The sequence below is a fragment of the Paraburkholderia sp. SIMBA_030 genome (genome assembly GCF_046535245.1).
Lineage (GTDB): Bacteria > Pseudomonadota > Gammaproteobacteria > Burkholderiales > Burkholderiaceae > Paraburkholderia.
Window position 1 is genome coordinate 230,558 of the sequence record NZ_JAWRXB010000011.1, and the last position, 19,078, is coordinate 249,635.

The 19,078-nt window shown below is 65.0% G+C and carries 14 protein-coding genes; 7 read left to right on the forward strand and 7 right to left on the reverse strand.

Annotated elements, in window-relative coordinates; translation table 11 throughout:
* Positions 1–258: 258 nt before the first annotated feature.
* From SB772_RS20640 to SB772_RS20650, 3 genes are all read left to right on the forward strand, one after another.
* On the forward strand, positions 259–975 hold the full coding sequence (locus SB772_RS20640; protein WP_410835061.1) for a YdcF family protein: 717 nt from the start codon (positions 259–261) through the stop codon (positions 973–975).
* A gap of 245 nt (positions 976–1,220) precedes the next feature.
* On the forward strand, positions 1,221–1,466 hold the full coding sequence (locus SB772_RS20645) for a hypothetical protein (protein WP_410835062.1): 246 nt from the start codon (positions 1,221–1,223) through the stop codon (positions 1,464–1,466).
* Between the two features lie 258 nt (positions 1,467–1,724).
* Positions 1,725–1,982 (forward strand): hypothetical protein, encoded by a 258-nt coding sequence (locus SB772_RS20650; protein WP_007182306.1) that lies wholly within the window; start codon positions 1,725–1,727, stop codon positions 1,980–1,982.
* Between the two features lie 106 nt (positions 1,983–2,088).
* Here the strand turns inward: SB772_RS20650 and SB772_RS20655 are convergent, their stop codons facing one another.
* Positions 2,089–2,379, reverse strand: a complete 291-nt coding sequence (locus SB772_RS20655) for a putative quinol monooxygenase (protein ID WP_410835063.1) — start codon at positions 2,377–2,379, stop codon at positions 2,089–2,091.
* A gap of 524 nt (positions 2,380–2,903) precedes the next feature.
* On the opposite strand from SB772_RS20655, the gene SB772_RS20660 reads away from it, so the two are divergent.
* Positions 2,904–4,214, forward strand: coding sequence for an EAL domain-containing protein (locus tag SB772_RS20660; RefSeq protein WP_410835064.1), 1,311 nt, complete (start codon positions 2,904–2,906; stop codon positions 4,212–4,214).
* A gap of 3 nt (positions 4,215–4,217) precedes the next feature.
* Here SB772_RS20660 and arfB read toward each other — a convergent pair whose 3' ends face one another.
* Complete coding sequence (arfB, locus tag SB772_RS20665; protein ID WP_410835065.1) at positions 4,218–4,622, reverse strand: alternative ribosome rescue aminoacyl-tRNA hydrolase ArfB; 405 nt, start codon at positions 4,620–4,622, stop codon at positions 4,218–4,220.
* 156 nt (positions 4,623–4,778) lie between these two features.
* Here arfB and SB772_RS20670 point away from each other — a divergent pair, with 156 nt between their 5' ends.
* Positions 4,779–5,420: a VC0807 family protein gene (locus SB772_RS20670; protein ID WP_410835066.1), complete on the forward strand. Its 642-nt coding sequence runs from the start codon at positions 4,779–4,781 to the stop codon at positions 5,418–5,420.
* A 61-nt stretch (positions 5,421–5,481) separates the two neighbouring features.
* Here SB772_RS20670 and SB772_RS20675 read toward each other — a convergent pair whose 3' ends face one another.
* Genes SB772_RS20675 through recC form a run of 3 tightly spaced genes read right to left on the reverse strand, consistent with a single transcriptional unit; the run spans position 5,482 to position 14,740 of the window.
* The gene (locus tag SB772_RS20675; protein ID WP_410835067.1) at positions 5,482–7,686 is read right to left on the reverse strand and encodes an AAA family ATPase; all 2,205 of its coding nucleotides are present in this window, start codon (positions 7,684–7,686) and stop codon (positions 5,482–5,484) included.
* Positions 7,683–11,372, reverse strand: coding sequence for an exodeoxyribonuclease V subunit beta (gene recB / locus SB772_RS20680; RefSeq protein ID WP_410835068.1), 3,690 nt, complete (start codon positions 11,370–11,372; stop codon positions 7,683–7,685). The genes SB772_RS20675 and recB overlap by 4 nt, the downstream gene beginning before the upstream one ends.
* On the reverse strand, positions 11,369–14,740 hold the full coding sequence (gene recC, locus SB772_RS20685) for an exodeoxyribonuclease V subunit gamma (RefSeq protein ID WP_410835069.1): 3,372 nt from the start codon (positions 14,738–14,740) through the stop codon (positions 11,369–11,371). The genes recB and recC overlap by 4 nt, the downstream gene beginning before the upstream one ends.
* Before the next feature lie 202 nt (positions 14,741–14,942).
* Between recC and SB772_RS20690 the strand changes: the two genes are divergently transcribed.
* The gene (locus tag SB772_RS20690) at positions 14,943–17,366 is read left to right on the forward strand and encodes an FUSC family protein (RefSeq protein WP_410835122.1); all 2,424 of its coding nucleotides are present in this window, start codon (positions 14,943–14,945) and stop codon (positions 17,364–17,366) included.
* 58 nt (positions 17,367–17,424) lie between these two features.
* Here SB772_RS20690 and SB772_RS20695 read toward each other — a convergent pair whose 3' ends face one another.
* Together SB772_RS20695 and SB772_RS20700 are read right to left on the reverse strand one after the other, a co-directional pair.
* A complete protein-coding gene (locus tag SB772_RS20695; protein WP_410835070.1) occupies positions 17,425–17,622 on the reverse strand; it encodes a hypothetical protein in 198 nt (65 codons plus the stop codon).
* 174 nt (positions 17,623–17,796) lie between these two features.
* A complete protein-coding gene (locus tag SB772_RS20700; protein WP_410835071.1) occupies positions 17,797–18,279 on the reverse strand; it encodes an Lrp/AsnC family transcriptional regulator in 483 nt (160 codons plus the stop codon).
* Positions 18,280–18,416: 137 nt separating this feature from the next.
* Here SB772_RS20700 and SB772_RS20705 point away from each other — a divergent pair, with 137 nt between their 5' ends.
* Complete coding sequence (locus SB772_RS20705; RefSeq protein WP_410835072.1) at positions 18,417–19,061, forward strand: cysteine dioxygenase; 645 nt, start codon at positions 18,417–18,419, stop codon at positions 19,059–19,061.
* The last annotated feature ends 17 nt before the right edge of the window (positions 19,062–19,078 follow it).

The window sequence follows — 19,078 nt, forward strand, 5'->3', positions numbered from 1 at the left end:
TTCTTAAAGTGCAGCTATGACACATCTTTGCCCAACACGTCACCGCGCCACCAGTGATGCGCATAGCATCCGCTCATGGCTGAAAGCCGGTTGCATACGATGCAGCTAGCTCCCGCCAAATGCTGCTTGATCTTGTTATTTTCAGGATCCCCGTCTCAACGCATGATAGCGTTCTGTCCACAAGCCGACGATGCAACCGCTGCGGCGCGATAGCAAGCCAGTGGATTGGCCCGAAAGTCATACGTTACCCCATTTAAATTGATTCTATTCACTTTATTAGCGCTTTTTTTTGCAGCAATCGTGCTATGGAAACGCGCCCGCCGGCACCTTGCCGTTTGCACGATCACCCTGTTCTGGCTGCTCGCCGCCGGCTGGCTGACTGCTCCGTTGCTCGACCTGGTTCAGCCGCAGCGGCAGACGGACGCACCCGCGAGGTTCGCGCCGCGTACGGCGATCATCATGCTGGGCGGCGGCACCGAATACGACGACGACGTGCTGGTTCCGCCGCGCGACGTGCTTGCGCGCATCGCCGTCAGCGCTGACAGCTATGCCGCATGTAAGCGCACGGCAACGACGTGCGAGGTGATCGTGAGCGGTGGCAATCCACAGCGGCATCGAGCGACCGAAGCCGATACTTACCTGCCCTACCTGCTGCGCAAACAGGTGCGGCGCGCGGATATCGTGCTGGAAAACCGCAGCCGCACGACTTTCGAAAACGCGCGCAACGTATCGGCTATCGTCGAACGCTCACGCTACGATTCGTTGATACTCGTCACCTCCGCGTATCAGATGCCTCGCGCATTGCTCGACTTCCAGCGCTTCGGGCTCGCGCCGCAGCCGCTGATCTCCAGTGCTCGGCGCGCACGTCTCGGTCTACTGCCGCGCTATGACAACCTTGTGAACGCGGAGATCGCGCTGCACGAACTCATTGGAATTGCACAATTTCATGTCTATTGTGCAATCGGCTGGTTCTGAATGATCGCTGCAGCGCGGATGTTATTTATTTAGCGATGCGAATATTTTTTAGTATCGGCAATATGCAACCGGGTTGTTCGAAATCGCATGACCGGTATTGGCCGCAGGCTGAAAGTAACAAGGTGTAACGAATTGTCATCGCTGTTACAAAACGTCCGCTGGAGCGGATATTGCTGGCTAGAATGCATTGTCTTTCCGTTCGGACAGGCAAGTACTCGGGTCCACAACCACTCTACGGAGGTAACATGAAGAAAGTGTCCCTGGCGATCCTGGTTTCCCTTAGCGCCGTAACGGGCGCGGCTTATGCGCAGGAAAACGGCGTCATGATGAGCACCGATCCGGCCAAGGCGGCGGACGTCGAACAGCGTGCGCAAGATTTGCAAAACCGGCAACAGGCAATGGAAAGTGCACCGGCCATGCCGGCCAAACATCACAAGATGGCCCCGCCTCATCACAAGAAGGCCGCCAAGGCCGACGCCGCGAGTTCGTAAGCGCAGTTCGATAGCCTCACCCGCGGTGTCGCCGCGAAGGTGAAAAGCCGAAGCCGGCACCGCCGGTTTCGGCTTTTTTGTTGTCTAATGGACTGAGCGTGTTCGATGTGTAGCGCGCCGGCCGGGCCTCGTTGAAGAAGCGCTACCGGCGCGTCACACGCTCCTGTGCGCCGCGCACGGTATGCTAAAGTCGCGCACCGACCGGAAGCCCCACCCGGAATCCCCCCAACCCGTACGCACCTTGGTGCGGAGGACAGCATGAGCAACATCCAGCTAGATATCGAATGGACTGAAGCAGCATCCCGCAAAATCGAAAAACTGATGCCGCGCGGCGGTCAGGAAGCGTTCCTCGCGCTGCCGCCCGTCGAGTGCCTGCCGATGGAAGGCGACGTGCTGTTTCTCGGCCCGGACGGCAAGCAGCAACCATTCATCGTCGCCGAGCGCCAATATCATCACGACGGCGACGCCGACTGGACCATCATCCTGATTCTCGACGTCCCGCAAGCAACTCACTAAAAACAAACGGCGAGCGACGCACAGACCAGATCCGGGCAGGCAGCCCGCTCGCCGTTACCGGGCGGTTCGCATCCCGCTGAACCGCCTTTCAGCCGCTTTGCACGCTCTACGCAATCTTCGACACGACGCGAATTTCCGCGTGTTCGACCCAATCCGCAACGGTTTCCCTGTAAGCCGCGATGTGCGCGGATCTGGCATGCGCGGCCAGCGCGTCCTGGCTTTCCCAACGCTCGACAAACACGAACCGGCGCGGCTCCTGCACGTCGCGATGCAGGTCGTATTGAAGCGCGCCCTGCTCTTTGCGCGTCGGCCCGACGATGCCCTCGAGCGCCTCACGCAATTGCTCTTCATAGCCCGGCTTGGCCACTGAGATTGCGACCACCGCGATTTCCGCCATGCTTGATCTCCGTTTCACGAAAAGCAGCAGCATACCCGCCGCCCGGCAAACGTGCAGGCGGCCAAAGACCTGCCGCCCGCTAAACGTCTGAGCACCGTCCTCACCTGGAGTTTGGCGGGCATCCGCTTGCCGCCCTGTTACGCTGGGCTTCATACGTTTAACTCGTGCACTTGAGTCATATGCTTGATTCATGGGCTCGGCTCATGGGTTCAGACACGCCGGGCAAACGCCTGCGAAGGGCTCTCATACGCCCGCGCTGCCGTGCCAAACGCACACGCCGGTGGCCGGTTTGCCGAGAATCGGCCATCGCCCGCGTCTGTGATAACCCGCACATTCATGCGAAGTACGAACTGTTAGACTGGTTTGACTAATCCGCCGGAGTCCAGCATGGCTGGCGTCGCTCTCCGCGTTTTCAGGCCTGACCCGCATCATCCTGCCAACGCTTGGGCTGTGCATCCGTTGCGCGCAAAATCTGCTTGCGCGCCCCATCACCCGCTTGCCGTGATGTCCTTATGTCCGCTCTCATGTCAGCCCTTAAGCCAACCGTCAGTGAATTGACCCTGAGCGGCCTGCTTCCGCATCTGGTCCGGGACGAGTCGGGCTGGACCGCGACATGGCGTGCGCTGACCTTGCACAGCGCGTTTCAACCGGTGCTGTCGGTAACGCATCAATGCGTGGTCGGCTATGAGGGACTGCTGCGCGCGTTCGATCCAGTCGGCTTGCCGGTGTCGCCGGAGATGCTGTTTTCCGGTACACGCTCGGCCGCCGAGGCTCGCGAACTCGACCGCATCGCGCGCTGCCTGCATGTGGCAAATTTCATGGAGCAAGGCATCGAGACCGGTTGGCTATTTCTGAACACGCGTCCACAGGTGTTCGAAACCGGCTGGCCGCAGCGTACCTTCATCGACGAGCTTTCGGCGCACTTCGGCCTGCCGCAGGAGCGCATCGTGATCGAAGTGCTCGAACAGCCGGCCGACGACGAATCCGCCGTCGCGAGCATGCTCGCCGCCTCGCAGCCGCGTGACTTCCTGATCGCGATCGACGACTTCGGCACCGGTTTTTCGAACTTCGACCGCGTGTGGCGCTTCCGCCCCGACATCGTCAAACTCGACCGCTCGCTGGTAGCGCGCGCCGGCAAGCGCGAAGGCGACGACTCGATGATCGGCCACCTGATCGCGATGCTGCATCAGTGCGGCACGCTGGTGCTGGCCGAAGGCGTCGAAACCGACGAGGAACTGATGATCCTGATGCAGGCCGACGTCGATTTTGTGCAAGGTTTCTGGCTCGGCCAGCCGAAGGGCTCGGTGCAGGCAGCGTGCGCTAAGGTGCCCGCGCTGATCGAATCGATGTGGAGCAAGTTCGCCGATTACGAACGCGCCCATGCCGGCCACCAGCGGCTCGGCTTCGAAGGTTTCGCCGAAGCGGTGCTGGCCGCCGCCGATGCGTTCAAAGCGACCGGCGATCTGCGCCAGGCGGCGCAAAATATCTGGCATTTGCGCGAAGCGCGCCGGGTGTTCGTCACCGACCGTCAGGGCGAACAGACTCAGCCATCGGTAACGGCCGCCTCGGTGCCGCCGCCACCGCTGCGGCTCGCGCCGCTCTACACCAATACGCGTAGCAACTGGTCGCGGCGTGCCTACTTCAAGCATGCTTTGGCCGCGCCAGGACGCGTCGCGATGATGGGTCCGCACTATTCGCTGGCCGACGGCGAGGACTGTTATACCGCCGCGCTCGCGTTCGAGCGCGACGGCGATACCCACGTGCTTTGCGTCGACTTTGTGCCGGCATCCTTGCCGAACGGCACGCGCTCCTTAGGCCGGAACGGCAAGCGCTAAGCGTTAATCGTCCACCCGGCCGCGGCCGGATTTGATCTCACTGCGTTTCGCCTTGCCGTCGAGGCGGCGCAGATTCGACGCGCGCGTCGGCCGGGTCGCGACGCGCGGCTTGCGCGTCACGCTGACGTTTTCGATCAGTTCATCGAGCCGCGCCAATGCCGCCGCGCGATTCATTTCCTGGGTGCGATGCTCCTGCGCCTTGATGATCACGACGCCGTCGCGCGTGAGCCGATGGTCGGACAACGCCAGCAGACGCATCTTCAGCACCTCAGGCAACGACGAAGCCTGAACGTCGAAACGCAGGTGGATGGCGCTCGATACCTTGTTGACGTTCTGACCGCCCGCCCCTTGCGCGCGCACTGCGGTCAGTTCGATTTCATTCGGCGGGATCGGATAACGGGAGGTCATGACGCAAAAAAGGGCTAGGAACCGCAAGTGTACACAGGGCGGATCGACTGTCGACGACCATCGGCTATCGACCGCGCCCACCGATGCGAAAAACTATTTGCACGTGATCGGCCAGTTCATCGATACTGCAGGTTTCCGCTTACAGCGTAAATTCATATGAAGCTCCGCCCGGGTTTTGTACTGGAACTGGCCGTCAACTTCCTGCTGCCGTGGCTCGCTTACCGGTTCGCGCTGCCTCATCTGGGCGAGACAGGCGCACTGATCGCATCCGCCGTGCCGCCGATCGTCTGGAGCCTGATCGAACTGGCGCGATTCCGCCGCGTCGATGCGTTGAGCGTCATGGTCGTGACCGGCATCGTACTGTCGATCGCGGCGATGGCGCTGGGCGGCAGTCCACGCATGCTGTTGCTGCGCGAGTCGCTGGTGTCCGGCGCGGTGGGCGTGGTGTTTCTGTTGTCGTTGCCGATGCGCCGTCCGCTGATCTTCTATCTCGCGCGCGTCACTGTCGCCCGTGAGATGGAAGGCGGCGCAGCGCGCTTCGAGGCACTGTGGCGCGAGCGCCCTGCTCTCGCTACTTCGCTGCGGCTGATGACGCTGGTGTGGGGCGTCGGCCTGACCGGCGAAACCGCGCTGCGTGCTTGGATGGCCCTCACGTGGCCGATCGAGCGTTTCCTGCTGGTCTCGCCGTTCATCGGCTACGGCATCTACGGCGGCTTGACGCTGTGGACGCTGTGGTATCGCAAGACCATGCGCAGCCGGGTCGGGGCGCGCGTGCAGCCCGACGGCATCGCGAGCTAAGCGGGACGGGCTACCCGGCTACTCCGGCGAGCCGGGTGTCAACCTCGCCCGCGCCACATTCCTACGCACCGCGCCACGCCTCGGCAATTCGCGCGGCCAATCCCGAGTCACGCTGCGTGGGCGTCGCGATGGCTTGCGCCAGCACGGCGCGCGCACCGATCACTTCGACCCGTTCACGCGCGCGCGTAATCGCCGTGTACACGAGTTCACGCGACAACACCCGGCTGAACACCGACGGCAACATCAGCACCGCGTGTTCGAACTCCGAGCCCTGCGACTTGTGAACCGTCAATGCGAAGGCGGTGTCGTGCGGCGGGAGCGCCGCCGGCGACACCGCGCGCAGACCGCCGTCGCCGGTGCGGAAATACACGCGCAATGCGCCGCCCGCGCCAGGCAACGCAATCCCGATGTCGCCGTTGAACAGACCGAGCGCGTAGTCGTTGCGCGTCACCATCACCGGCCGGCCGGCGAACCACTGCGCGCCGACCGCCAGCGTCACACCGGCCGTGCGCCGCACCTGCGCGGCCATCGCTGTATTCACCTGATCGACGCCACGCGGCCCCGAACGGGTCGCGCACAAAATACGAAATCGGTTCAACGCGTCGAAGAGCGGCAACGGATCCGGCGTGCCGACCGCGAGCGCTGCGGCAAGCGCGTCGGCATACGGCGCGAAGCCTGCTGCGAGACGCGCGACGGTGCGCTCGGCCAGCGTCGCGTGGGTGTCTTCGTGCAGCGCCGCGGCGCAGGGTTCGGCGGGATCGACGCGCAGCGCGTCGAGCGCCGCCTCGGCGGAGCCGTTGCGGATCGCGAGCGATAAGCGCCCGATCGGCGAGTCGAGACCGAATCGATAGTTGCGTTCGAGCCAGACGACGCTGTCGGCAAGCGGGCTCTGCGCGGCCGAAACCGGCGCGGTTGCGGGATCGGCGGCGCTTGCAAACGGCTCGCCTGGCGGCGCGTCGAAGCGGTCCGGCTCATCCACGTATGCGAACAGGTCGTGTGGCGGCGCAGCGGGGTCGTCTGGCGCGCCGGCATGCGTGAATGGATCGCCGGGTCCCGCATCGAAGCCGCTCGCGGCCCCCGGCAATGCCTGAGCCAGACGCGCCGCCTCGATGCCGAGCGCGCCGGCGATCCGCTGCAGCCCTGTTTGCGTAAAGGCCGGCCGTGCACTAAGTTCGGCGAACACCGCGCCGGCCTCGACGGCCGCCAGCTGATCCTTGTCGCCGAGCATCACGAGACGCGTCTGCGGCGCGACGGCATCGAGCAGATGCGCCGCCATGGCGGCGTCGATCATCGACGCCTCGTCGATCACCACGACGTCGTAAGGCAAAGGATTGTCGCGATGATGCCGGAAGCGCCCGCCCGGCCCGGAACCGAGCAGCCGATGCAAGGTGTACGAAGTCTGGGGCAACCGCGCGGCAAGTGCCGGCGGCAAATCGCCGGCGCGCGCGAGCAAGGCTTCCTGCATCCGCTGGGCCGCCTTGCCGGTGGGCGCAGCCAGCGCAATCCGCAGATCGGCGCGCGCATCCAGCAGACAGGCCAGCACGCCGACCACGGTGGTGGTCTTGCCGGTGCCGGGACCGCCGCTGACGATCGTGAGCCGTCCGGACAACGCCATCACTGCGGCGACTCGCTGCCAGTCGATCGCTTCGTCCTGAGGCGGGCCGAAGTAGCGCAGCAGGCGCTCGCGCAGCGTCTGCGAGGTTGCGTCGGCGTTGGCATTGGCGTTGGCGCTCACGTCGGCGTTAGCGCGACCGCCGGCATTCGCTTTGGCCTCCGCGTTGTCAGCACGAAGCTTGCCGTTTCGCGCGTGCGTATCCGTCTGCCCTGCACCCGCCCCCTCCCCCGCATGCGCCACCAGCGAGCGCGCGAGGCGCCGCTCGTAATCGTAATAGCGCGCGAGATAGAGCCGTCCTTGCCCGTCGATCACCAGCGGACGCAGTGCCGCCGCGTTTTGCGAACCGTCGCTGGCCATCCCGCTTGCGAACAGCGCCGCGCGCACGTCGGCGCTCGATGCCTCGAAGCGCCGCGCAAGCACCGGAAGCGGCACACAAACGTGTCCTTCGGCAGTCGCCCGGCTCGCAGCGAAGGCCGCGCGCGCAGCCCACTTCACTGCCGCTGCCGACGCACCGCCGCGCCGTGCCAACATGCCGATGCGGCGCGCGAATCCTTCGGCGAGCGCGGTGCTGAAATCGGCCGGCGCCGGCGCATTCACTTCGATATCGTCGAGCGCCGGCGGCGCGACTGACGTCTGATCGAACGTGCTCACGCCGCACCTCCGATCATCGCCGCGTCGAGCAACGCGACCAGCTGGAACGCGGGCCGGCGCATGTGCACGCCGGCTGGCCCGTCGGCGTCGCGCCATTCCGGACGCACGCCGCGCACGAACAGATACAGATAGCCGCCGACGTGCGTGTCGTACGCATAATCGCGCACCCGCGTTTTCAGATAACGATGCAGCGCGACCGTGTAAAGCAGCGCCTGCAGGTGATACGCGTGGCTCGCCATGGCCGCTTCGAGCGGCGCCGCGGCGTAGTCAGCGGCGCTGTCGCCCAAATGGTTCGACTTCCAGTCGACGATCCAGAAACGTCCGTCGTGCTCGACGATCATGTCGATAAATCCTTTGACGAAACCGCGCAACACGCCCGGTTCCAGTGCGACGTCGGAATACCCATGCTCGATCAGCAACGCGCGCAACGCGGGGAAATCGAGCGACGGCGCCGAAAACAGAAACTCGAGTTCGTTCAGCCGCCGCCGCGGATTCAGTTTCGCGAGCACCATGCCGGGCAGCAGTTCGGTTGTCACCACGTCCGTGAGCAGGTTATGCATCATCGCGGGCAAGCGCGCCGCGAGTTCAGGCACCGCCGGCGCGGGACGCTCGCGCAACGCGCCGCTGATTGCGTCCGGCCAGGTGTGCGGCTCGGTGAAATCCGCGAGTTCGAACATCCGGTGCAGACAGTCGCCCGCCGCCGCGCCGCGCGGAAACGCGAGAATGTCGTCCGCCGCGTAGGACGGCGCTTGCGGCGCCGGCAGCGGCGCGGGCGCGAGCGCGTCGGCAATCTCGTCGTGGTCGGGCCGCACCTCTTCCGCTGGCGCCTGCATGTCTTCGGCTTTACTTCCGGCCGCGATCAGGCCGCTGAAGCTCGCCATGCGCCACTGATCGCGTAACGGTCGGCGACTGACCCGCGCCTGCATCCGCGCGCCACTATCCTGCATGCTTTCCAACGGCACACGGCGCTCGACCTTGGGCAAGGCTTGCAACACGATCGGGCCGCCCGCCAGCGCCTGCCAGCGCGCGGACAAGGCGGCTTCGTCGGGCGGATCGGAGAGCCAGTCGTCGAAGCTGTGACCACCGCCGCCCACCAGCCAGTTCAGCACGCTGCGCCGCGATTCCTTGCTCGAGCGTGACGACAGGTATGTGCCGGCGACCAGGTAGCAGCGGTACACCGCGCGCGTCAGCGCCACATAGACGAGCCGTGCCCGCTCGGCCGCCTGCTCGCGCGCCGCGTAACGGGACGCGCGCTCGGCTTCGTCGTCATCGCAACCGTAGTGCAGCACCGCGTCGCCGGTTTCGTCGTGATACTCGCGTGCATCGGGCAGTCCCGACGACGGCGGATCGCGCAGCGCCCCGTCGCTCAGAAACGGACAGAATACGACCGCGTATTCGAGCCCTTTCGATTTGTGGACGGTGACGATCTGCACAAGGTTGCGATCCGACTCGAGCCGCAGTTGCGCGTCTTCACCGCCACCTTGTGTGCGCTGCGCGGCGAGCCAGCGCAACGTGGGCGCGATGCCCGGTTGCGTGGCGGCGCGCGCCTGCACGAGTTCGGCCAGATGGTTCACATTCGTGAGACGGCGCTCGCCGTCCGGTCCGGCAACCAGTCGTTGCGCGACCCGCAACTCGCGCATCAGCGTGCGCCACATCAGCGCGAAGCCGCGCTCGTGCCACAACGTGCGATAACGCGAAAAACGCTCGACCCAGCCCATTGCGTCGGCGGCATGTGCGGGATCGTCGGCTGGCGCGGGGACATCCGCGACCTGCTCCAGACGCCAGAGCGCGGCGGCGTCCATGCCGAGCCAATCGGTGGCGAGCGCGGCGCGCAAGCGGCGCAGGTCGCCTGGCGTATCGACCGCGGCCAGCACGCGTTCGATCTGCTCGGCGTCGAGCGTCGCGAACACCGAGGCCTGCGCCAGTTCCACACTGCCGACACCCCACGCCGCCAGCACGCGCTTGATCAAACTGCCCTGTTTATGCGTCTGCACCAGCACCGCGATATTGCCCGGCGCGAGCGGCGCGTCGCCGATCGTCACCGCGCCTTCACGCGCGCCACGCAAGAGCCGCACGATCTCGGCGGCGCACGCTTCGCTCGCCTCGCGCTGGGCGTCGCGTTTGGTCAACGCAGCGTCGCCTTGCGGCAAGGTCCAGATACGGAAGTCGCCCGCGCTCGCATCGGGATCGGCCAAAAGCGGCCGGCGCCGCTCGCCGGCACGCACCGGCTGATAGTCGAGACCGTCGAGCACGAACGCCTGAGGATTGGCTTCGAACAGACGATTGCAGGCCTCGACGATCGGCGCGGTCGAGCGCTGATTGACGGCCAGCGTGTAGCACGCTGAAGCCGCCGCGCGCGCCGCCAGATAAGTATGCAAATCCGCTGCGCGAAAACTGTAGATCGCCTGCTTCGGATCGCCGACCAGAAACAGCGGCCCGGCCGGCGCAAAGATGCGGCTGAAGATCGCGAACTGCAGCGGATCGGTGTCCTGAAACTCGTCGATCAGCGCCGCCGGATAGCGCGTGCGCAAAGCGTCGGCAAGCCAGGGATGCGCGGCCAGCGCGCGATAAAGATTGGACAGCAGATCGTCGAACGACACCACGCGGCGCGTGCGCTTGCGCGCCACCAGTTCGGCGGGCGCGTAGTCGAGCCAGGTCTCTACGAGCGCGAGCCAGCGCGCGCGTTGCGCGGCTTCGGCTGCGACCACCGCGGCCGCCAGTTCCTCGGCGTGCGCGAAGAACGCGTGCTCAGGCGGCTCGAACTTGACTTTGGTAGCCTTCTTCAACGCCGAAGCGGTCAGCTTCAACGCGGCGCGCGGCGGCGACGCATGGCGGTCGCCCTGTGCGAAGTAGTCGGTCCAGGCGGCGATCGCGGCACTCACGAGTTCCGGCTTGTGCGAAGTCTTGCTCAAACGGTCTTGCGCCTCAGCCAGCAGACTGACGATCGCGTCGCGCTGCGCGTGCCAGACCTCGCCGGCGGCGTCGAAACTCGCTTGCGAATCCGCAGCGTTTCCGCCCGCGTCGACACTGCCCCAGCGCAATTGCGCGAGCGGCTTTTTCAGGCGCCGTGCAAGTTGCTCGTCGAGCGACGCGGGCCCGGCGCGCCTCTGCACCAGCCAGGCAGCAAATGCCGGATGCGCGTGCGCCACCGGTTCCACTTGCTCGCGCCAGAAATCGGCGGCCATTTCGAAACGCAATGCGGCGTCGTCGGCTTCCATCTCGAACGCGAACGGCATCGCGGCGGCAAACGGCGCTTCCTGCAACGCGCGCTGACAGAACGCGTGGATCGTGTGAATCGCGGCCTGGTCGAAGGTGCGCAGCGCGCGGCGCACCACCTTCAAGGCGGCGTCGCGTTCGATGCCCCGCTCCGGTGCCAAGGTCGTTTCGAAAAGGCGCTTGATGAACGGATCGCCGCCGTCGTCGTCCGTTTCGATGGCCCGGTGCAATTCCGCGAGCCGGCCCCGAATCCGCTCGTGCAATTCGGCGGTCGCGGCCTTCGTGAAGGTGACGACGAGGATCTGATCGGCGTTGAGGTTCTTTTCGAGCAGGAGCCGCACGTACAACGCGCAGATGTTCCAGGTCTTGCCGGTTCCGGCCGACGCCTCGATCTGGTTGACACCGTCGAGCGAACAGGCGAAGACATCGAGCTCCCCGGCGACCAGCGCATCATTCTGAGCGCCGCTCATGACGCGCTCCGCAGATGCTGCACCAGCGGTTTGAAGACGATCGACGCCAGACTGCCGAACGGTTCGTCGAGCGTGAGCGGCGTGCCGCGCAGCGCGATGCGCAAGGCCGGGTCATCGGATTCGCCGCGCACACGGTCATTGATCCACGCGCCCTGGGCGGCGGAATCGCCCTCGCTGACTTTGGCCCAGGCGCTCTTCGGGAAAAAGCGCAACGGCAACCTGCGCCCCGCTCTGAACAAAGCGGCAAGCGGCGCCAGTTCGTCGAGCGGCGCGGCGACCGGCGTGAGTTCGAAGCTCTCTGCGCTGCCGTGCCAGACAGTGCGGCGCGAGCCATCCGGTTGCGCCGCGCAATAGACCAGATGCGCGAGCCACGCAGACAGGTAGTCGCGCGCGGTGGGTTTGGCGTAGCGGAAAATCACCTGTCCTGTTTCGGTCAGCAGATTCAAGGTGCCGTGCAGTTGCAACGGGGTGTCGGCCGCCGGGCGCAGCACCGCGTCGTGAGCGCCGAAGAGCGCTTCGGTAGCGGCGCTGTCCGGCCAGCGCGGCGCAATATCGAGCACGAACGGCAAACGTTCGACACCCGAGGCCACTTCGCGGCGCACGCTGTCCGCGAGCTGGCGCAGCGCGCCCAGTTCGCGCGCGCGCCATACGGCGCCAGTCGCCCCGCCCGGCAACTCGGGACTTGCTTCGGCGACGCGGCGCACACGGTCGAACATTGCGTCGTCTTCGGCATCGCTGTCCAGCAACACGGGCAATAGACGATCGGCCAATGCATCGCGGCCCGCATAGTCAAGTTCGAACGGCTCGGTGTCGAGCAATTCGCCCTGTGCATCCGACAACACGATACCCAACCGGTCGCGCAGCAACGCACGCGCCGGATGACGCCAGAAGCGCGCGAATTCGTCGAAAGCAACCGGAGCGGCGTCTTCGGCCGGCAGCGGTCGATCGAAGAACGGCGCAGCCGGAGGATGTTGCGGCGCGGCCAGCAAGCTGGCCAATTCCGCGCGATCGGTGTCGTAGGTGAACAACCCACGCTGCGACGAAAAATAGTCCGATGCGAATGCCTGCAATGGATGATCGACGATAAACGCATGACGCGCGGCTTCGATCTCCGCAGCGCTCGCATCCTCACCCGCCGACACTTGCGCGAGATGGTCGAGCAATTCGTCGACCAGCGCGGCCGGCGGCAACGGTGCGTTGTCGCGAATGCTGCGGCCTGTATAGGCGATGAACAGACGATCGCGTGCGGCCAGCAGGAGATCGAGAAACAGGTTGCGCTCGTCGGCGCGGCGCTGCCGGTCGCCGGCCTTGCCGAATGCGGCCATCAGGTCGAACTCGTCGGCGCGCGCGAGACTCGGCAGCACGCCGTCGTCCATGCCGAGCAGGCAGACAATGCGATACGGCAAGCCACGCAAACTGGTCAGCGACGAAAACGTCACGCTGCCCCACGGCACGCCGCCGCGCGCCGGGTCGTCGAGCGCTTCGGTGAGCGCGCCGCGCACCACGGCGGCAGGCAGCGCCACGTCTTGCGCGCCGGCGCGCATCGCGTCGCCGATCTTGTCGATCGCGTCGCGCACGGCAGCTAGCGAATCGGCGAACTCGACACCGCCGTCGAAACACTGCGCGAGCGTTTCGAGCAGCAATTGCGTCCATTCGGCCGGCGTTTGTTCGACCGCGCAGCGTTGCGCGAAGGCGTCGATATCGTCGATGAAACGCGCCAGGCGGCCGAGCAATTCGGCCTCCGAGCCACCGGCGCCTTCAACCGGCAGCCATGCATCGACCGGCTCGCCACCGTCGGGCATGGCGTAGCCGAGGTACAAACGCGTCAGCGCGTCGGCGAACGTGTGACGGGCGACCGGCACGTGTTCGCCGACCGGCTCGACCGGCGCAAGCCCACGCCGCGCGCCGGCTGCCGCGAGCCATTCCTGGGCGGCTTCGAGCGCGCCGGCATCGATTCCGTAGCGCGCGGCGATCGCGTCCACGCGCAGCCATTCGATCAGATCGGGCGCACCGACGCTGCGCTCCGGCAGCGCCAGCCAGTCGAGCAGCAAACGCGCGACCGGATTGGCCTGCGACGGCGGCAAACCGGTAATCCGATACGGGATGCGGCGGGTATCGCCGGGCGGCGCGGTGCCGAACACCGCGTCGATCAACGGACCGGCGGCCGCAAGATCGGACACGGCAACCAGCACGTCGGACGGCTGCAGGTCGTCGAACTCATCGAACCAGCCGAGCAGGCGGTCATGCAGCACTTCCAACTGCCGCGACAGGCTGTGACACACATGCACTTCGATGCCGCGCGCGATCGGCAACTCGCCGGTGTCCGTTTCCGCTCGCAGATCGAGAATGCCGTTCTGCACGGCGGCCAGCCAGCTCGGTGCGGGATTCTCGGTGAAGTCGCCGGTCTCGCCGGATGCGGCGCTCTCCGTCAACTCGTGCAGCATATGCAGTTGCGCCTGAGTCTGGCGGCCCCACTCCGCCAGCAACGGATGGCCGACTTCCTGATAGTCGAGCTGGCCCGCCGCGTCGAGCGCTTCGACGCGGCCCGCGCTAACGACGTCGAACCAGAACTCGCGGCACGGGTTCATTACGTACAGACGCACGTCGATCCAACGCGACAGCTCACGCAGCAAGGCGACGTGCAGCGGCGGCATGGTCGGCAATGCAAACACGCTGACCGCTTCAGGCCATTGCGCGTTCGAAATCGCTTCAAGATCGAGTGTGCCGATTTCGTCGAGAAAGCGGTACGCGGGCGGCAAAGCAGCCGCGGGCGTTTGCGCGTCGCCCGCCACTTCGGCGAGCACCGCGCGCCACAGCGCGGCTTGCCAGCGCTCGTCCTCGCGGGCCGCATCGCTTGCGCCGGCCAGACGCGGGCCGTTGTCGTCCGCTGCGCCGCCGGCGAAGATCGAACCGCCCTTCTGCCATTGCAGCAGCCATTCCGGGCGATAAGTCAGATAGTGGTCGAGCACGGTGGCCACGCGCCGCGCCAGTTCGTAGCGCATCGACGCATCGGCCGCATCGAGATACGTGCGCAGACGCGGCGATGCATTCCATGGCAGCGCTTCATCCGCATCCCCCAGCAACCGGTAGCAACGCCATACGAGCCGATCCGGCGCGAACGGCGAATGCTTCGGCACCTCGATCACGCCGCCGATCTGCGTCCACAGCCATTGCGCGAGGTAACCAAAATTTACATTTGCGCAGATACCCTGGCGAGCCGCGATATCGAGTTCGAGCCGGCGCCGCACCGCCGCGTTCGGAACGATCACAGGCTGCGCGGCCCAAGGATCGGACGGCGCTTGCGCCAGGTCGTCGAGCAGCGCGCCGACAAGGGTTTCGTAGCGGTTCGAGTAGAAGAGTTGAAGCATGGATCCCGAGCAAGCGTGCGGGGCGAGTGGAATACTCGCACCACGGCAGCCATTGAAGCGACAGCATAACAAACGCGCTACCGCGGCAAAACCCGGCCAAACGGATGCGGTCAGATCGCCGGCAAAATCAGTTAGACTCGACGGCAGTTTGGGTCTGTCCCTTCAACCGCGGCTTTCTCTGTGAATGGAATCCAGGCAGTCGATGCGCTATTCGGTCGAGATAAAAAAATTCCTCTATAGCCAGTACTTTTATGGCGGCCTGCGCATCGCAGTCGGCGTCTCGTTACCAGCTGTACTGTGCCTGATCGTGTTTAACGATCGGGAGATCGGCTTCACGATCGCGACCGGCGCGCTCGGCGCGTGCGTGGTCGATATGCCGGGACCGCTCAAGTACAAGCACAACGAAATGCTCGCGTGCAGCGTGATCGGCTTCCTGGCCGCGCTCGCCACCGGCCTCGCCACGGTCAACTCGGTGACGCTGTGGTGCACGGTCGTGCCGTTGACCTTCGTGCTGTCCCTGATCGTCGTGTACGGCAACCGCTGGCCGCAGATCAGCTTCGCGACGCTCTTCATGATGGTCATGACGCTCGAGGAGCATTTCACGCCGATTCAGGCGCTCGTCAATGCGTCGTGGATTCTGGTGGGCGGCCTCTGGTACACCTACTGGTCGACTTTGGTGAGCCGCTGGATGATGCATCGCATCGAACAGCAGGCGCTCGCCGAAAGCGTGTTCGCGTGCGCCGACTATCTGCTCGCGCGCGCGGCGTTCTACGATCTCGATAACGATCTGGACGAGTGCTATCGCAATCTGGTCGACAAGCAGATTTCCGCGGTCGATCGCCAGGATGCCGCGCGCGACATCGTGTTGCGCAACCTGCCGAAGCTGAAAACCGGCCGGCTCGAACCGCGCCGCGCGATGCTGTTCAATCTGTTCGTCAACACCGTCGATCTGCACGAACTGTTTGTCGGCACGCATACCGATTACCCGCTGGTGCGCAACACGTTCGGCGGCTCCGATCTGCTGGTGTTCTATCGCGATCTGATTCGCAAAGCCGCCGCCGATCTCGAAGAGATCGGGCTCGCGGTGCTGCAAAACCAGGCGCCGCGTACGCGTGTCAATGTGAAAGCCGAATTGCGCGCCATCGAGTTCGAGATCGAGTTGATGCGCAAGCAGGATCTGCCGGCCAAAAACCCCGAGGCTTATTCGGCGGTGTCGGCCACCTTCCGGCGCATCTGGAGCGCGACACGGTTGATCGACAAGATGCGCAAGAGCCTGTCGAGCGACGCACGCGTCACCGAAACCGAACTGCGCCTCGACCAGGCGCTCACACGTTTCGTATCGAGCCGCCGCGTGCCGTTCCGACAAATCTTCTCGAATCTGACAATGGCCTCGCCGAGTTTCCGCCACGCGTTGCGCGTGACGATTGCCGTCGCGGTCGGCTTCTGGCTCGGCCGTCTGCTGCCGCTCACCAACGCCTACTGGATCGTGATGACCACCGTCATCATTCTGAAGCCCGGCTATTCGCTGACCAAGCAGCGCAACGGGCAGCGGATCATCGGCACGCTGATCGGCTGCGCGGTCAGCATTGCGCTGATCGTGTTCGTCAAGGAGCCAGCCGTTCTGCTGGTGGTGATGTTCGCGTCGATGGTGATGAGCTACAGCCTGCTGCTGTTCAACTACACGGCTAGCGTGGTGTTCACGTCGTCGTATGTGCTGCTGATGTTCCATCTGCTCGCGCCGGGCAGCATGCGCATCATTGGCGAACGGGCGATCGATACGGTGGTGGGTTGCGCGATCGCGATTGCGGCAAGCCACCTGTTCCCGTACTGGGAATACCGGTTGATGGGCAAGCTCGTCAACAACATGATCAGCGCGACCCGGCAGTATCTGGAAGCGAGCTGGTGGTGGAGCGGCAAACCGGCCGCCGCGGTTGCAGCGACCGTGACCGAAGCCGGCGCGCGCGCGCCGGTCGCGGCGATGGCGGACCCGGCGCTCGAGTTCGGCACGCCGGCGCTCGCGGTTGCTGGTGCGGGTGCGGGCGTGAGCACGAACCCGGGCATCACTACCGTCGGCAACGTCACGGCCAAACCCGCTACCGCGACGTCTGCTGCCGCCGCAGCCGCTGCTACCGCGCTCGATCGCGACTATCGCTACCGGCTCGCGCGCAAGAACGTCCATGTCGCGTTTGCCAATCTCGGCCAGGCATTCCAGCGCATGATGCTGGAGCCCAGGTCGGCGCAGAAGTTCGTCCCGGAACTGAACGACCTGCTGGTGCGCAGCCACGTGCTGGCGTCGCAGATCACGGTGGCGGCGCCGTTGCTGCGCACCTCGGCGCAACAACCGGAGGGCGTCTCGCTACAACCGCTGCAACGCGCGCTGAGCATAGTCCGCGACAATCTGACCGAAGCCGAGGCCGGCAACGCGCCGCCAGCCGATCAGGGCGAGCAGATCAAACAATTGACGCGCGAGCTGGACGCGATGGTAGTCGAGGCGGAGAAATCGCCGGGCTATTCGGCGGACGCCGTGCATGACGTCAAATTGCTTGCGCATCAATGCAAGCAGATGCTCGCGGCGTCGGCGCAGATTCGCAAGGATGCGAGCGTGATTCGCCTGCCGGAAGAGTGAGATTCGTAGAGGCCGCAACGGAGCAACCCGCTTCGCAATGCGCCGCGGCTTGCGCGCTTTATTGCGAAGCGCCGCTCGCTGCTGCCGCTGCCGCCGCGTCCGATGCGCTCGACGGCGCCGGAGTATTCAGGCGGTCGAAATCGCGCTTTTCCGTGATGGCGTTATAGAAGAGCGTGGCGATCACCAGCAGCACCGCGACCACGATAAAGATGGCAATGCCGAAGGTCGGGTTCTTCTTGCGCGGCGGATTGTTCATGAGGCGGGCTCGGTTCGCGAGGCAGTCGCGGTTAGTCTGGAAAGGCGGCATTCTACGCCCACTGAGCTTGCACACGGCTTGCAATTGGACAGGCTCAAAGGGTGTTGCGGGCAGATTCGCAGCCTTGCCTTGTGCGTTGCAGCAGCCAGGCGCCGGGACTGCCGCAACTCGCCGCTAGCGCCCTTCCACAACGGCCGACGGCCGTACCGGCAACGCCGTCGAATACTTGATCTGCTCCATGGCGAAACTCGAGCTCACGTCGTACAGCGGTACGGCAGCGATCAACTGCTTGTAGACGCGATCGTAGTCGTCGATGTCGGACACCACCACGCGCAGCAGGTAATCGGTTTCACCGCTCATCCGGTATACCTCGACGACTTCCGGAATCTCCTGCACCGCACGCGTGAAAGTCTGCGCCCAGGCCTCGGTATGCTGGTTGGTCCGCACCGCGACAAATACCGTCGTGCCCACGCCGAGCTTGCGTGCGTCGCACAGCGCCACCTGCGCGCGAATCACGCCCGCCTCCTTCAGACGTTGCAGCCGCTTCCAGCACGGCGTTTGCGACAGGTTCACGCGTTGCGCCAACTCGGCGATCGGCAGGGTCGCGTCTCCCTGCAGCAGTTCAAGCAGCTTCCGATCGATGATATCCATTCCCATCACCTCGCCCTTATAGAAAATTATTCTATTTTTAAGAACACAAGGGGAATTATATGGAAACTCTTTCTCCAGACAAACAGGTATAAATGTGGCTATCCAAAAATAGTGAAGGAGCAGCCGCCCGCTGCACAGCCATCATGAACCAAGGCCTCCGTCCGACACCTTTCGACCGCCCCTCCTCCAGCGGCGCGCAGCTTGCCGAGCCAAATGAAGCGGTGGCACGTACGCGACGAAGCGCGCCGGTCGCGCACCTGTGCGACGCGCTCGACGCGATCTTCTCAGCCTGTGCGAAATTTCCCGAGCCGTCGGACTCCGCCTTTTTCGCTCGCGCCATGCGCGTCGCGCTCGCGGACGCCGCGGCGAATCCCGCGCTGCTCACGCCTGCGCAACGCGAGGGCTCGGCCGAACGCTATCGGCGTCATCTGTTAGCCGCCGATCCGCAGGGCCGCTATGCCATTGCCGCACTGGTCTGGCTGCCGCATCAGGCGAGCCCCGTGCATGGGCATCACACGTGGTGCGGCTATGCGGTGCTGGACGGCACGCTGAGCGAAACGGTATTCGAATGGAACGGCGCGCAGCACTGCGCGAGCCCCACACGCACACAAGCGCGCAACAGCGGCGCGGTGTCGTTCGTGCGCGGCGGCCGCGGCGGCATTCATCGGCTGGGCAATTGCAGCAGCGAACCCGCTGTCTCGTTGCATATCTACGGCGTCCCGGGCGCGCAGATCGCCACGCATGTCAACGACGTGGTACGTGCAGACTACGCGCCAGTGTTCGCCTAAGCGCGCTCATTGCGCAG

Coding starts and splice junctions, on each gene's coding strand:
- SB772_RS20660 (WP_410835064.1), top strand. CDS start 2,904: ATGTCAGCCCTTAAGCCAACCGTCAGTGAATTGACCCTGAGCGGCCTG.
- SB772_RS20645 (WP_410835062.1), top strand. CDS start 1,221: ATGAAGAAAGTGTCCCTGGCGATCCTGGTTTCCCTTAGCGCCGTAACG.
- SB772_RS20690 (WP_410835122.1), top strand. CDS start 14,943: ATGCGCTATTCGGTCGAGATAAAAAAATTCCTCTATAGCCAGTACTTT.
- recB (WP_410835068.1), bottom strand. CDS start 11,372: ATGAGCGGCGCTCAGAATGATGCGCTGGTCGCCGGGGAGCTCGATGTC.
- SB772_RS20700 (WP_410835071.1), bottom strand. CDS start 18,279: ATGGGAATGGATATCATCGATCGGAAGCTGCTTGAACTGCTGCAGGGA.
- SB772_RS20650 (WP_007182306.1), top strand. CDS start 1,725: ATGAGCAACATCCAGCTAGATATCGAATGGACTGAAGCAGCATCCCGC.
- recC (WP_410835069.1), bottom strand. CDS start 14,740: ATGCTTCAACTCTTCTACTCGAACCGCTACGAAACCCTTGTCGGCGCG.
- SB772_RS20705 (WP_410835072.1), top strand. CDS start 18,417: ATGAACCAAGGCCTCCGTCCGACACCTTTCGACCGCCCCTCCTCCAGC.
- SB772_RS20695 (WP_410835070.1), bottom strand. CDS start 17,622: ATGAACAATCCGCCGCGCAAGAAGAACCCGACCTTCGGCATTGCCATC.
- SB772_RS20670 (WP_410835066.1), top strand. CDS start 4,779: ATGAAGCTCCGCCCGGGTTTTGTACTGGAACTGGCCGTCAACTTCCTG.
- SB772_RS20655 (WP_410835063.1), bottom strand. CDS start 2,379: ATGGCGGAAATCGCGGTGGTCGCAATCTCAGTGGCCAAGCCGGGCTAT.
- arfB (WP_410835065.1), bottom strand. CDS start 4,622: ATGACCTCCCGTTATCCGATCCCGCCGAATGAAATCGAACTGACCGCA.